Annotated in this window: 2 protein-coding genes (1 of these 2 cut by a window edge); both read right to left on the bottom strand. The window is 64.4% G+C overall.

Annotated elements, in window-relative coordinates:
- Window positions 1-2,051 carry the start of a non-ribosomal peptide synthetase gene (locus BM132_RS15725; RefSeq protein ID WP_092456595.1) on the bottom strand. It extends 11,479 nt beyond the left edge of the window, so the window shows 2,051 of its 13,530 coding nt (coding positions 1-2,051); it begins with the start codon at window positions 2,049-2,051; its stop codon lies off the left edge, out of view.
- Window positions 2,051-14,536 carry a non-ribosomal peptide synthetase gene (locus tag BM132_RS15720; RefSeq protein ID WP_092456592.1) on the bottom strand — a complete coding sequence of 4,162 codons (12,486 nt, stop codon included), beginning with the start codon at window positions 14,534-14,536 and terminating at the stop codon, window positions 2,051-2,053. Before BM132_RS15720 ends, BM132_RS15725 begins: the two co-directional genes overlap by 1 nt.

The raw sequence follows: 14,536 nt of genomic DNA, 5'->3' as shown, positions 1-14,536 counted from the left end.
ACGAAATTGCTCAGCGCCCCATGACGCACCATCACGCCCTTGGGTTTGCCGGTGGAGCCGGAGGTGTAGATGACGTAGGCCAGGTGCTCGGCGGTCAAGGGCACCTCCGGACAGGTGCGCGGTGCACCGAGCCAAGCGGCGTCCGGCTGGTCCAGCAACAGGGTCTGGAGGGTCGCTGGGATCGGCAGTTGAGCTTGCAAAGGGGCCTGAGTCAGCAGCAACTCGATGCCGCTGTCCTGGATCATGTAGGCCAGGCGATCCTCGGGGTACGCCGGGTCCAGTGGCACATAAGCGCCGCCGGCCTTGAGAATCGCCAGCAGGCCGACGATCATCTCGGCGCTGCGCTGCACCGCGATGCCCACCGGCTGATCCGGCGTCACGCCCAGGCCAATCAAGCGGTGGGCGAGTTGGTTGGCGCGCGCGTCCAGTTGCCCGTAGTTCAAGGCCTGTCCATCGATGGTCAGCGCCAGTGCATCAGGCGTGTTGCGCGCCTGTTCGGCGATGCGCTGGTGCACGCACAGGGCGGCGCTGCCATGGTCGACCACACGGTGCCAGTCTTGCTGCGTGAGGCGCTGCTGGGCGGTGTCGAGCAGCGGCAACTCACCGATGCGCTGCTGCGGCGCATCGACGATGCCTTGCAACAGGTTCTGCCAGTGGCGCGCCAGGCGTTCGATGGTTTGGGGTTCGAACAGGTCGGTGGCGTAAGTCAGCTCCGCCGCGACACCCTGCCCGGTTTCATAAGTGCCCAGGGTCAGATCGAACTGGGCGGTGCGCCCTTCCCATACCAGGTCTTCGACGCTCATGTGCGGCAGTTGCAGTTGTCGGTTCTGGGTGTCGCTGGCGGTCTGGTGGTTGAACATGACCTGGAAGATCGGACTGTGGCTGAGGCTGCGTTCAGGTTGCAGGGCCTCGATCAACTGCTCGAACGGCAAGTCCTGATGAGCCTGGGCCGCCATGGCCGACTGCTTGACCTGCGCGAGCAAACGGTCGAACGGCAGTTGTCCATCCACATGGGCGTTGAGCACCTGGGTGTTGACGAAAAAGCCGATCAGGCCCTCGGTCTCGACCCGATTGCGGTTAGCCACCGGCACGCCGACGCGAATCTGCGGCTGGCCGCTGTAGCGATGCAGCAAGGCCTGGAAAGACGCCAGCAAGACCATGAACAGACTGGCGCCTTCGCGCTGGGCTAACTGCTTGAGCGCCGCGCCCAGTTCCGGCGGCAGGTTCAGGTCCAGGCGCGCACCGCGAAAACTCTGCACGGGCGGGCGCGGATGATCGAGGGGCAACTCCAATACCGGTTGTTCGTCGCCCAGGGTTTGCACCCAGTAGGCCAACTGCCGCTCACGTTCACCGGCCTCGAGCCAGTGACGCTGCCAGATCGCATAGTCGGCGTATTGCACGCTCAGCGCTGGCAACGCCAACGGCTGGCCGGCGGTGTCGGCCGCGTAGTGCCGCACCAGTTCATCCACCAGCACCTGCATCGACCAGCCATCGGCAATGATGTGATGCTGGATCAACGCCAGCACGTGGTCGTCCTCGGCGATTTTCAACAGCGAAACCCGCAGCAACGGCCCCTGGCGCAAATCAAACGGGCGTGTGGTTTCAGCCTCGACGAACGCCTTGATGTCGTCGTCCTGGTTGGCCGACGGACCGGCGGTCAAGGCCTGGACCGCGATGCCCAGAGGCATGTGCCGGTGGATGACCTGCACGGTTTGCTCGCCGTTCTCGCTGAAGGTGGTGCGCAAGCTTTCGTGGCGCTCGAGCAGTGCGTTGAAGCTGCGCTCCAGGGCCGGCACGTCCAGTTGCCCCTTGAGGCGCAGGGCACTGGGGATGTGGTAAGCCGAACTGTGGGGATCCATTTGCCAGAGGAACCATTGACGTTCCTGGGCATAGGAGAGCGGGATGTGTTCGAACCCCAGACGCACCTCGGGAATCGGCAGATTGGCCGGCGAAACACCCTCTTCGAGCATCTTCTCCAGGTACAGCTTACGTTTGTCCAGCGGCAGAGTGATAAAGCGCTTGGCAATCGTCAAAGCAACACTCTTGTCCATCAGACTTCCTCCATTTCATCAAGCAGGGCTTGCAGCTTGCTGAGTTTCTGTTCATTGATTGGCGCGTCCCCGGTGTCCAGTTGCGCGACAAAATCCCTCAGGACGGGGTGCTGGAAAATCAGTTGTGGGGTCAGGGTCAAGCCCAGTTCGAGCGCCATGCGCGAGACGGCATTGACCGCCAGCAGCGAATGCCCGCCCAGCTCGAAAAAGTGATCGTTCAGGCCCACACGCTGCACAGTGAGCACCTGTGCCCAGATCGCCGCGACCTGCTGCTCAAGCTCAGTGACAGGCGCGACATAACCGGCCTGCAACAGACCGGTGTCCACAGCCGGCAGGGCCTTGCGGTCGAGCTTGCCGTTGGGGGTCAGCGGCAATTGATCGAGGAACAGCAGATGGGTCGGAATCATGTAGTCGGGCAGGTGTTCCTTGAGCCTGGCCTTGAGTTCATCGCGCAGTGCGCGTTGCTCCTCGGCGCCCTCCAGGTTCAGGGACGGCGCAACCACGTAGGCCACCAATTGCTGGCCGCCCGACACGTCCTGGGCCAGCACCGCCACTTCACGCACCTGAGGCTGTTGCAGCAGTCGCGCCTCGATCTCTCCCAGCTCAATGCGGAAACCGCGGATCTTCACCTGATGGTCGATGCGGCCCTGATACTCGAGCACGCCATCGGTGCGATAACGGCTCAAGTCACCCGTGCGGTATAGACGTTCGCCGGTGGTGGAAAACGGGTTGGGCACGTACTTCTCGGCGGTCATCGCGGCGCGGCCGAGGTAGCCACGGGTGATGCCCGCGCCGCTCAGGTACAGCTCGGCCGAAATACCCTGGGGCACCGCTTGCAGGTTGGCGTCGAGCAGGTAGCTGGTGGTGTGCTTGAGCGGCCGGCCGATGTTCGCCGTGCCGCCAGCGGTGCGGCGGGTCCAGGTGGAATAGGTGGTGTCTTCCGAGGGGCCGTAAAGGTCGTAGACGTGCTCAATCCCTGCCAACTGTGGGAGCAGGCCTGTGGGAGCAAAGCTTGCTCGCGATAGCGGTGAGTCAGTCACGCACAAGTCAGCCGATAGGACGCCATCGCGAGCAAGCTTTGCTCCCACAGGCGTTACTCCTACAGGCTGGGGAGGATGCTGATACAACTCATCCACCAGGCTCTGCTTCAGCGGCTCACCGGCCAGGTTGATGATGCGCACGCTGGCCGGAATTTCGCCGCTGCGCTGCAACGCGGCGACGGCCGACGGCACGCTGTTGATCAGCCGTACCTGATCGCGGGCCGGCAGTTGCGGCAGCTCCAGGGCATTGCGGGCGATGATCAGCGAACCGCCGTTGGCCAGGGTCACGAACAGCTCCCACACCGACAAGTCGAAGCACACTGAAGTCGAAGCGAGCACGCCCTGGATGTCGTCCTGGCTGTAGACCGATCTGGACCAGTCGATCAGCGCCAGCACATTGCGATGGGCAATCGCCACGCCCTTCGGTTGGCCGGTGGAGCCGGAGGTGTAGATCACGTAGGCCAGGTTGTCTGGCGTGACCGTTGTGTGCGGTGCGCTCAATGGGTAGTGCGCCAGGTCGAGCTGATCCAGCATCAGCACAGCGGTTTCGGCCGGCACGGTCAGCGTCGCCGCCACGGATTGTTCAGTCAGCAACACTCGCGCGCGGCTGTCGTCGAGCATGTAGGCCACGCGCTCGGCCGGGTAATCCGGGTCCAGCGGCACGTAGGCGCCGCCGGCCTTGAGCACCGCCAGCAAGGCGATCAGCAGGTGTTCGGAGCGCGGCATTGCCACGCCCACCCGCACTTCCGGGCCCACGCCCATTTCGATGAGCTGGTGAGCCAGGCGATTGGCGCGGCTATCGAGTTCGCTGTAGCTCAGTCGGGTATTGGCGAAGGTCACCGCCAGGGCATCCGGTGCGGCCTCGGCCTGGCGAGCAATCATCTGGTGGATGCACAGCGCTTGTTCGAAGGGCGCATCAACCGGGTTCCAGTCGTGGGTCAGGCGCTGATGCTCATCGAACTCAAGCATCGACAGTTCACCCAGGCAGCGCTCGCCTTGGGCGGTCATCTGGCCCAACAACTGGGCCAGATGCGTCGCCAGTCGCACGACGGTAGCGGGTGCGAAACTCGCCCGCTGATAGCTCATATGCACCGACAGTTGCTGGTCCAGGCCCACCAACAGCGTCAACGGGTAGTTGGTTTGCTCCTGGGTGAGCGCCGGGCCGAAGCGCAGGCCATCCGGCGCGCCCTGCTCCAGGGCCTGGGCAATCGGGTAGTTCTCGAACACCAGCAAACTGTCGAACAGCGCTTCACCGCCCTGCCCGGCCCAGCGCTGGATATCCAGCAACGCGGTGTGCTCGAACTCGCGCAGCGCCAGGTTTTGCCCTTGCACCGTTTGCAACCAGCTGTCCAGGGACTGCTCGGCTCGGGGGCTGGCGATCACCGGCAGGGTGTTGATGAACAGGCCGATCTGCTGCTCGATACCGGGCAAGTCCGCCGGGCGGCCGGCCACCGTCGCGCCGAAGGCCACGGTGTCTTTGCCGGTGTAACGCTGCAACAACAGCAGCCACGCGGCCTGCACCAGCGTGTTGACGGTGACTTTCGAGGCGCGGGCAAACGTTTCCAGGCGCCGGGTCAGCGTCTCGTCCAGGACCTGCACATGATCGCCGTAGCCCGTGTCGGCCTCCCCGGACTTCGCCACAGCATCGGCCAGACGCGTCGGCGTCTCCAGGCGCTGCAGCGCCGGTCTCCAGAACGCTTCGCTGGCCGCCGCATCCTGACGTTGCAGCCAGGCGATGTAATCGCGGTAACGACCGCCGTGCAGCGAAACGCTCTGGCCGCTGTAGCGCTGCAACACTTCCCCCAGCAACTGGGAATTGCTCCAGCCGTCCATCAGGATGTGATGGTGGGTGTAGATCAACTGATAGCGCTGCTCATCGAGCCGCACAATCAGCAGCCGCAACAGGGCCGGCGCGTTCAGGTCCAACTGCCGGCGCTCGGCTTCGGCCAGGGCCTGCAAGGTTTCATCGGGCTGCGCAGCGTCCCGCAAATCATGCAAGCGGTAAGGCAAGTCCAATTGCTTGCTGACGATCTGCACCGGATCTGGCAGGTCACCCTGCCAGACAAACCGTGTGCGCAGGATGTCATGGGCGTCCACCGCTGCCTGCCAGGCTTGACGGAAACGTTGCGGGTCAAGCCCTTCAACGTCCAGGCGCAATTGGTTGATGTAGTCGCCCGTGGCGTCGCCGTAGACGCTATGGAACAGCATCCCTTGTTGCATCGGCGACAGTGGATACAGGTCGGCGATCTGCGCCGTCGCCACCGGCAATCCATCGAGTTGCTGCTGGTTCAGGCGGGCCAGGGGGAAGTCCGACGGCGTCACGCCGCCATGCTCGCCGTGGCAGCAATGTTCGATCAGGCCTTGCAACTCGCGGGCGTAATCGTCGGCCAGGGCCTGGACGGTGGCTTCGTTGAACTGCTCGCGGCTGAAGGTCCAGCCCAGGTTCAGTTCGCCGCCAAACACTTGGCCGTTAAGCGCCAGGACGTTGGACAGCGGTGCCTGGGCGTTCAATTCATCGCCGGCGCCTTCGCTGGCCGGCACGAACAAGGCACCTTGCGCTTCGCTGAAGCTGGCATCGAACTGCCCCAGGTAATTGAAGGTCAGCTGCGGTACCGGCAGCCGGGCAAGGATCGCCTGCGTCGGGCTATCCGCCAGATGGGCCAAGGCACCGAAACCCAGGCCTTTGTTGGGGATCGAGCGCAACTGCTCCTTGATCTGCTTGAGGGAGCTGCCCAGGTCCGTCGACGGCGTCAGTCTGGCCGGGTACAGGCTGGTGAACCAACCGACGGTGCGGGTCAGGTCCACATCATCGAACAACGCTTCACGACCATGGCCTTCGAGCTGGATCAACGCGCTGTCGGTGCCGGTCCAGCGCACCATGACCCGGGCCAAAGCGGTGAGCAGCAGATCATTGACCTGGGTGCGATAGGCCTTGGGCGCGTCTTGCAGCAGTTGGCGGGTCAATGAAGCATCGAGCCGGGTGCGTACCGTCAGCGCGAGGTGGTTCTGCTGGCCGCCCAGGGGATTGTCCATCGGCAACCGCCCATCGACACCCTCCAGTTGGGCCTGCCAGTAGGCCAGTTCTTCCTGCAACGACGCGCTGCGGGCATAACCTTGCAAACGTTCGGCCCAGACCTGTGCCGAGGTCGTTTTCGCTGGCAACTGCAGCATCGCGCCGTCGGCCAGTTGCCGGTAGGCGCTTTGCAGATCGTCGAACAGAATCCGCCACGACACGCCATCCACCACCAGGTGGTGGATCACCAGCAACAGCCGCTGGCTGCCATCGGCCAACGTCGCCAGCACCGCCCGCAGCAGTGGCCCGTCTTGCAGGTCCAGGCTGCGTTGTGCACGGTTGGCAATGTTATCCAGCGCCTGGGCGTCAGGCACGTCCACCGCCCAAAGCAGCTCTGCGCAGTCGCTGGCCGGGGACCGGTAAGTGGCCTGCCAGCCCTCGCTGCGCTCGCTGAAGCTCAAGCGCAGGCCATCGTGCTGCACCACCAGCGCGCTCAAGGCTTGCGCCAGCACGCGGGCATCCAGAGCGTGCGTGGGCTTGAGCATCACCGCCTGGTTCCAGTGCTGACGCTCAGGGATCGCCTGCTCGAAGAACAGCCGTTGCACCGGCAACAGGGTCAGCGCACCGGTCACCGGGCCTTGATCGATGACGTGCGTGGTTTCACCCAGACGCGCCACCACCGCCAACGCTTCGATGGTCTGGTGCTGGAACAAGTCTTTGGGGGTGAAATGAATACCCGCCTGCCGGGCGCGGCTGACCACCTGGATCGAGACGATGGAATCACCCCCCAACTCGAAGAAGTTATCCCGCAGGCCGACTTGCCCGAGCTTGAGCACGTCCTGCCAGATGGACACCAGTTGCTGCTCCAGGGGGCTGCGCGGTGCCACGTAGCGTTGCTGCAATTGACTGACGTCAGGCTTGGGCAGGTTCTTGCGGTCGAGCTTGCCGTTGGGGGTCAGTGGCAGGCGTTCGAGCAGCAGCAGATAGGCCGGGACCATGTGCGCCGGCAGGGTGGCCTTGAGTTGGTCGCGCAGGTACTCGGTGACATCGGCACGCGAGACCATTGATTCATCGGCCACCACATAGGCCACCAGACGCTTGCCGCTGCCGGCGCTGCCTTCCTGGGCGACCACCACCGCTTCACGCACGCCATCGAGGGCTTGCAGGCTGGCTTCGACTTCTCCCAGTTCGATACGGAAACCACGAATCTTCACCTGGTTGTCGATGCGGTCCAGATAATCGAACGTGCCGTCTGCGCGCTGGCGCACCAGGTCGCCGGTGCGGTACAGCAAGCCACCACCCGCACTGAACGGGTCGGCGATAAACCGCTCGGCCGTCAAGCCTGGACGGTTGAGGTAACCCCGGGCCAGACCGCTGCCACCCAGGTACAGCTCACCGGCCATGCCTTGGGGCAGCAGGTTCAGGTCGGCGTCCAGCACGTAGGCGCTGCGGTCGCCGATGCGGCTGCCGATGGGCGCATACGCAGCCCCGCACACCACGTCACGGCCGGCTTTCCAGATCAGCGGCGTGACCACGGTTTCGGTCGGGCCGTAGCCGTTGATGATGAAGTCTGGATTCAGGGCGCGCTTGACCCGTTCGAAACTGGCGTTGGCCACCGCATCGCCGCCAAAGCAATAGATGCGCACCTTCGGCGGGTTGCCCTCGCGCTCGGCGTGTTCGGCCAGTTGTTGCAGGTACACCGGCGGGAACGCCACCACCGTCACAGCGTGCTCGCGCAGGGCGTTATAGGTTTGTTCCGGGGTCCACAGGCTGTCATCGCGAATCAGCAAGGAGGCACCGTGGGTCAGGCTGGTGAGCCAGCGCTCATGGGCACCGTCGAAGGCGAAGGACATGAAATGGAATTCGCAATCGCTGCTGTGCATTTCATAGCGCTCGCCGATGGCCTGGCAGTGCATCGCCAACGGACCATGGGCCACACTCACCCCCTTGGGATTACCGGTGGAACCGGAGGTGTAGATCACGTAAGCGAGGTTCTGCGGGTCGATCTGGACGGACGGTGTGCTCACCGGTTGCAGGCTCAGGTCCAGGCGATCGAGTTCCAGCACCTGGGCGGCGCCTTCCAACGGCAACTGCGCCGACACCCGGGAGTCGGTGAGCAACAACGCCAGCCCTGAATCCTCGATCAGGTACGCCAGGCGTTCACGGGGATAGCCAGTGTCCAGCGGCACATAAGCACCGCCGGCCTTGAGCACCGCCAGCAGCGCGACAATCACCCCTTCGCTGCGCGGCAAAGCCACACCGACCCGGGTTTCCGGGCCCACGCCATGAGCAATCAGCGCATGAGCCAACTGGTTGGCCCGCCGCTCGATGTCGCCATAACTGAAACGCTGGCCGTCGAAAATCACCGCCGTACTGTGCGGGTTTAGCGCCGCCAGATGGGCGATGCGGTGGTGTACGGCAATCTCGGTCGGGTACGGCTGCGGGTGGTTGGCCGCCTGCTGCCGGGCCTGTTCCTCGGCGCCGGCCAAGGCGATTTCCCCCAGGTGGCGCAGCGCCGATTCGGCGAAGCGTTCCAGCAGTTGCAACAGGTGCTCGCTGATGCCGGCGATGGCCGCCGGGCTGAAATGCGCCCGGTCGAAGCTGTAGTGCAGCGCCAGGCTCTGGCCAATGGTCACCGCAACGCTCAACGGGTAATGGGTTTGCTCCTGGTGTGTGACCTCACCGAACACCACGCCCTGCCCGGCGCCTTCTTGCAGGGCCTGGGCAATCGGGTAGTTCTCGAACACCAGGATGTTGTCGAACAGCGCTTCGCCGCCCTGCCCGGCCCAGCGCTGGATGTCGGCCAGCGGCGTGTGCTCGAAATCGCGCAGGCTCAGGTTCTGCGCCTGCACCGCTTGCAGCCAGGCCCCGACCGACTGATCCGGGCGCGGCGCGGCGATCACCGGCAACGTGTTGATGAACAGGCCGACCTGTCGCTCGATGCCCGGCAAGTCCGCCGGACGCCCGGCCACGGTGGCGCCAAAGGCGACGCAGTCGTGACCGGTATAGCGTTGCAGCAACAACAGCCACGCCGCTTGCACCAAGGTATTGAGGGTGACTTTCTGCTGGCGGGCAAACTGTTCCAGAACCTGGGTGCGCTGCACGTCCAGGGTCTGGAAGTGATCGCCATGACCGCTGTGGATTTCGCTGGCGGACATCACTCGCGCCAAGCGGGTCGGCTCCTGCAAAGTCGCCAGTTGAGCGCTCCAGAACGCCTCGCTCAATTGCCCGTCCTGACGTTGCAGCCAGGCGATGTAATCGCGATAGCGCCCGACGGCGCTGGCCGACGTGCGGCCGCTGTAGCGTTGCATCACCTCACCGAGCAGCTGCGAATTGCTCCAGCCGTCCATCAAGATGTGGTGATAGGTGTAGATCAAATGCCATTGGCCGGCGCCGGTCTGCACCAGCACCAGGCGCAACAGCGGCGCCTGGCTCAGATCGAAACCTTGCGCGCGCTCGGTATCGGCCAGCGCGGCAAGGGCCTGCGCCAGGTCGCTACGCTCGCGCCAGTCCAGCACCGTGAACGGCAATTGCACCTTCTTGTGGACGATCTGCAGCGGTTGCTGCAATTGCCCCTGCCAGACGAAACCGCTGCGCAAGATGTCCTGCGCATCGACGGTGGCTTGCCAAGCGGCGCGGAAACGCTCGGTGTCCAGGCCTTGCACGTCCACCCGCAACTGGTTCACGTACTCACCGGCGGCCTGCTCGTAGAGGGTGTGGAACAACAACCCCTGCTGCATCGGCGACAGTGGATAGAGATCGTCGAGCTGGCCGGCCGGCACCGGCAGCCCGTCGAGTTGCGCCTGAGTGACAGACGCCATCGGGAAATCCGACGGTGTGGCTTGCGGCGTGACCAGGTTGGCGCAATGTTCGATCAGCGCCTTGAGCTCAATGGCGTATCGATCGACCAGTTGCTGCACGGTCGCGCGGTCGAACATCTCACGGCTGAAACCCCAACTCATCGCCAGTTCGCCGCCATAGACCTGACCTTCCACGGTCAGCCAGTTGGCCAGGGGTGCGGTCGGGTCCTGGGCGACGCCGCTGCCTTCGCTGGAGGGCACGAACAACGCCGCCTCATCGAACTGCCGGTCGAACTGCCCGAGATAGTTGAACGTGATGCGCGGGGGCGCCAGATCCGCCAGTTCGGCGCGCACCGAAGGTGCCGCCAAATGACGCAGCACGCCATAACCCAGGCCTTTGTCCGGGACGCCGCGCAGGTGCTCCTTGATCGCCTTGATCGAACCGCCGAGATCGTCGCTGGCCGTCAGCTTCACCGCGAACAGGCTGGTGAACCAACCCACCGTCCGGGTCAGGTCGATGTCTTCGAACAGCGCTTCACGGCCATGACCTTCCAGTTCGATCAGCGTGTCCGGCTGCCCGCTCCAGCGACTGATGGTGCGGGCCAGCGCGGTCAGCAGCAGATCGTTGACCTGAGTGCGATACGCCGCAGGCGCCCGCTGCAGCAATTGTCGGGTCAGTTCGGCATCCAGACGCCATTCGATCTTCGCGCCGTGGGTATTTTCCAGGCTGCCTTGGGGCCGATCGCACGGCAGATCCAGCGCGCCCAGATGCTGGGCTTTCCAATAGGCCAACTGATCGTCGAAGCGCGACGTTTCGACGCTCAGACGCGCGGTCCAGCTCTGAAACGCACTGGTCTTGGCCGGCAAGGTCACGCCGCCACCCGCCGCCAGTTGTTCGTAAGCCTGCTGCAAATCTTCCAGCAACACCCGCCACGACACGCCGTCCACCACCAGATGATGGATGACCAGCGCCAGCCGCTGGCTGCCGTCGGCCAGATTCACCAACATGGCGCGCAACAGCGGCCCTTCTTGCAGGGAGAGGCTGCGCTGTGCCTCGTCGCACAGCGCATTCAATTGCTCGGCGGATTGGGCTTCGCGCAGCCACAGATCAGCGCTTTGCTGCAGCAGTCCGTGGCTCTGTTGCCAGCCGTCCGCGCCAGGCACAAAGCGCAGGCGCAGGGCATCGTGATGATTGATCACGCAGGTCAGCGCCGCGTCGAGCCATTGCCCATTCAAGGGCTCGCGAGCGGTCAGCAGCAGCGACTGGTTCCAGTGCTCACGGGCGTTCATCGGCCGCGAGAAAAACTGCTGCTGGATCGGCCCGAGGAGGGCCGCGCCGGTGATGGGCCCCTGATCCACCGCACTGTGATGGTCGAGGCTGGCGACCAGGGCCAGGCTGCGCACGGTCTGGTACTGGAACAGATCACGCGGATTGATGCCGATACCGACCTGTCGCGCACGACTCACCACTTGAATGGAGATGATCGAATCACCGCCCAGCTCGAAGAAGTTGTCTTCGAGGCCGACCCGCTCCAGCCCGAGTACGTCCTGCCATATTTCAGCCAGCGCGATCTGCAGCGCATCCTGCGGCGCGACGAACGCCTGCTGCGGCGTCGCGTCCGGTTGCGGCAGGGCCTTGCGGTCCAGTTTGCCGTTGGCGGTGACCGGTAATCCGGCCAATGGCATCAGGTAGGTCGGCACCATGTATTCCGGCAGACTGCCCAGCAGCCAGGCCTTGACGTCCTGCTGCCACTGCTCGTGCGGGTGGGTGTGTTCCAGCACCAGATAACCCACCAGATGCTTGCCGTCCTGCACCAACACCACCGCCTCGCGCACCAGCGGGTGCTGCATCAGGCGGGTTTCGATTTCACCCAGTTCAATGCGCAGGCCACGCAGCTTGACCTGATGGTCGAGGCGGCCAAGGTATTCGATCACCCCGTCGGCACGCTGGCGCACCCGGTCGCCGGTGCGGTACAGGCGCGCGCCGTCATGGAAGGGGCACGGCACAAAACTCTCGGCGGTCAGCGCCGGGCGCTGGTGATAACTGCGCGCCAACCCCGCCCCGCCCAGGTACAACTCGCCAGACACGCCGTACGGCACCGGCGCCAATTGGGCGTCGAGCACGTGGGTGCGCACGTTGGCGATCGGCCGACCGATCGGCACGCAATCGGCACCTTCGTCGACGCACGTCCAGTGGGTCACGTCGATGGCCGCTTCGGTCGGCCCGTACAGGTTGTAGAGGCTGGCGTTCGGCAGTTTGGCGAAGACCTGTTTCTGCGCGTCCAGCGGCAAGGCTTCGCCGCTGCAGACGATGCGCCTTAGCCCTTCACAGGTTTCCACGCCCGGCTCATGGATAAACGCCTGCAGCATCGACGGCACGAAGTGCAGCGTGCTGATGCCGTAACGGTTGATGATCTCGATCAGTTGCTGCGGGTCGCGGTGCACGCCCGGCGCGGCCACCACCAGACATGCACCGGCCATCAGCGGCCAGAAGAATTCCCACACTGACACGTCGAAGCTGAACGGCGTTTTTTGCAACACCGCATCGCTGTCGTCCAGGCCGTAAGCCTGCTGCATCCAGCACACACGGTTGACCAGTGCCGCGTGACTGTTGCCCGCGCCCTTGGGTCTGCCCGTGGAGCCGGAGGTGTAGATCACATAGGCCAGACTCAGCGGATCAACCGTCACCTCGGGGCGACGCTGGCTGTAACCGTCGAGCCAGCCGCTCGGCTGATCGAGCAAAATCACGGTGACGCCATCGGTTGGCAGCCCCGCCGCCAGCGAGCGCTGGGTCAGCAGCAACGCGATCCCGCTGTCTTCGATCATGTAGGCCAGACGATCCTGCGGGTATTCCGGATCCAGCGGCACATAGGCGCCGCCAGCCTTGTGAATCGCCAGCAGGCCGACCACCATTTCCACCGAACGCTCGACGCAGATCCCCACCAGCGTGTCCGGCCGCACACCGCGCTCACGCAGCAGATGGGCCAGGCGGTTGGCGCGGGCATCGAGCTGGGCGTAGCTCAGGCTTTGGTCGCCAAACAACAACGCCGGAGCATCCGGGGTACGCGCCACTTGGGCTTCAATCAGTTGATGCATGCAGCGGTCGCTCGGATAGCGTTGGCCCGTGGCATTGCAACCGTGCACCAGGGTGTTGTGCTCGTCGGCGTCGAGCAGCGGCAACTCACCGATGCGTTGCGACGGATCGGCGACCATCGCCGCCAGCAAACGCAACCAATGCTGGGCCATGCGCGCGATGGTTGGTGCTTCGAACAGGTCGTTGGCGTACGTCAGCGCGGCATGCAGCTTGCCGGCCTTTTCGTAGGTGTCCAGGGTCAGGTCGAACTGGGTGGTGCGGCCCTGCCAGTCGAGCATGCCGAGTTCCAGCCCGGACGCGGTGCTGACCGTGGTGATGTCGGCTACGTGCGGCTGATGGTTGTACATCACCTGGAACAGCGGCGTATGGCTGAGGCTGCGTTCCAGCTTCAAGGCTTCGACCAGACGCTCGAATGGCAGGTCCTGATGGGCCTGGGCACCAAGCGCGGTCTCTTTGACTGCGCGCAATAAATCGGCAACCCGCGTCTGCCCGTCGAGTTCGGTGCGCAGCACCTGGGTGTTGACGAAGAAGCCGATCAGGCCTTCGATTTCATCGCGATTGCGGTTGGCGATCGGCACGCCGACGCGGATATCGGACTGGCCGCTGTAGCGATGCAACAGCACGTTGAACGCGCCGAGCAACAGCATGAACAGCGTGACGCCATGCTGCTGGGCGGTACTGCGCAGTTGCTCCGCCAAAGTGGCGTCGATGGCAAACTCATGACGGCTGCCGCGATAGCTCGGCATGGCCGGGCGCGAGTGATCGGTCGGCAGTTCGAGCACCGGATGCTCGCTGCCCAGTTGCGCCTGCCAATACTCGAGTTGCCGCGCCTGCTCGCCCGCTTCGAGCCAGCGACGCTGCCACAGGGCGTAGTCGCTGTACTGGATCGGCAGCGGCGCGAGTTGCGGCGTCTGCCCCGCTTCATGGGCGTCGTAGCAGCGGATGAATTCGTCGATCAGCACGTTCATCGACCAGCCGTCGGAGACGATGTGGTGCAAGGTCAGCAACAGCACGTGTTCCTGCTCGTCGAGCTTGAGCAACTTCACCCGCAGCAGCGGCCCGACCGCCAGATCGAAGGGCAGCAGTGACTGTTGCTGCGCCGCCTCGGCCACCGCCCGTTCGCGCTCGGCGGCCGGCAAGGCACTGAAATCCTGTTGCTCGATCACCAGCGGCGCGCAGGTCGGCACTTGCAACAGGCTATCGTCCGCCTGACGCTGGAACACCGTACGCAGGGTTTCGTGACGCGCGACGAGGCTGGCGAAGGCCTGCTCCAGCGCCGTCAGACTCAACGCGCCCTTGAGCCGCACCGCCCCCGGCAGGTTGTAGGCTGCGCTGCCGGGCTCCAGTTGCCAGAGGAACCACATACGCTGCTGGGCGTAGGACAACGCTTGGCGATCTTCGGCTTCGACGCCCTGGGGGATGGGGAAACCGCTGAACTCGACGCCCTCCTTGTCCAGCGCCGCCAGGAACATCCGGCGCTTGTCCAGGGGCAACCCGATAAACCGGCGAGCAAGTTTCAAGGCGTCTTCAGCATTCAT

The organism is Pseudomonas sp. NFACC45 (assembly GCF_900113505.1).
Taxonomy (GTDB): domain Bacteria; phylum Pseudomonadota; class Gammaproteobacteria; order Pseudomonadales; family Pseudomonadaceae; genus Aquipseudomonas; species Aquipseudomonas tehranensis.
Note: the sequence above shows the minus strand (reverse complement) of the source record. Positions and strands in the feature narration are given on the sequence as shown.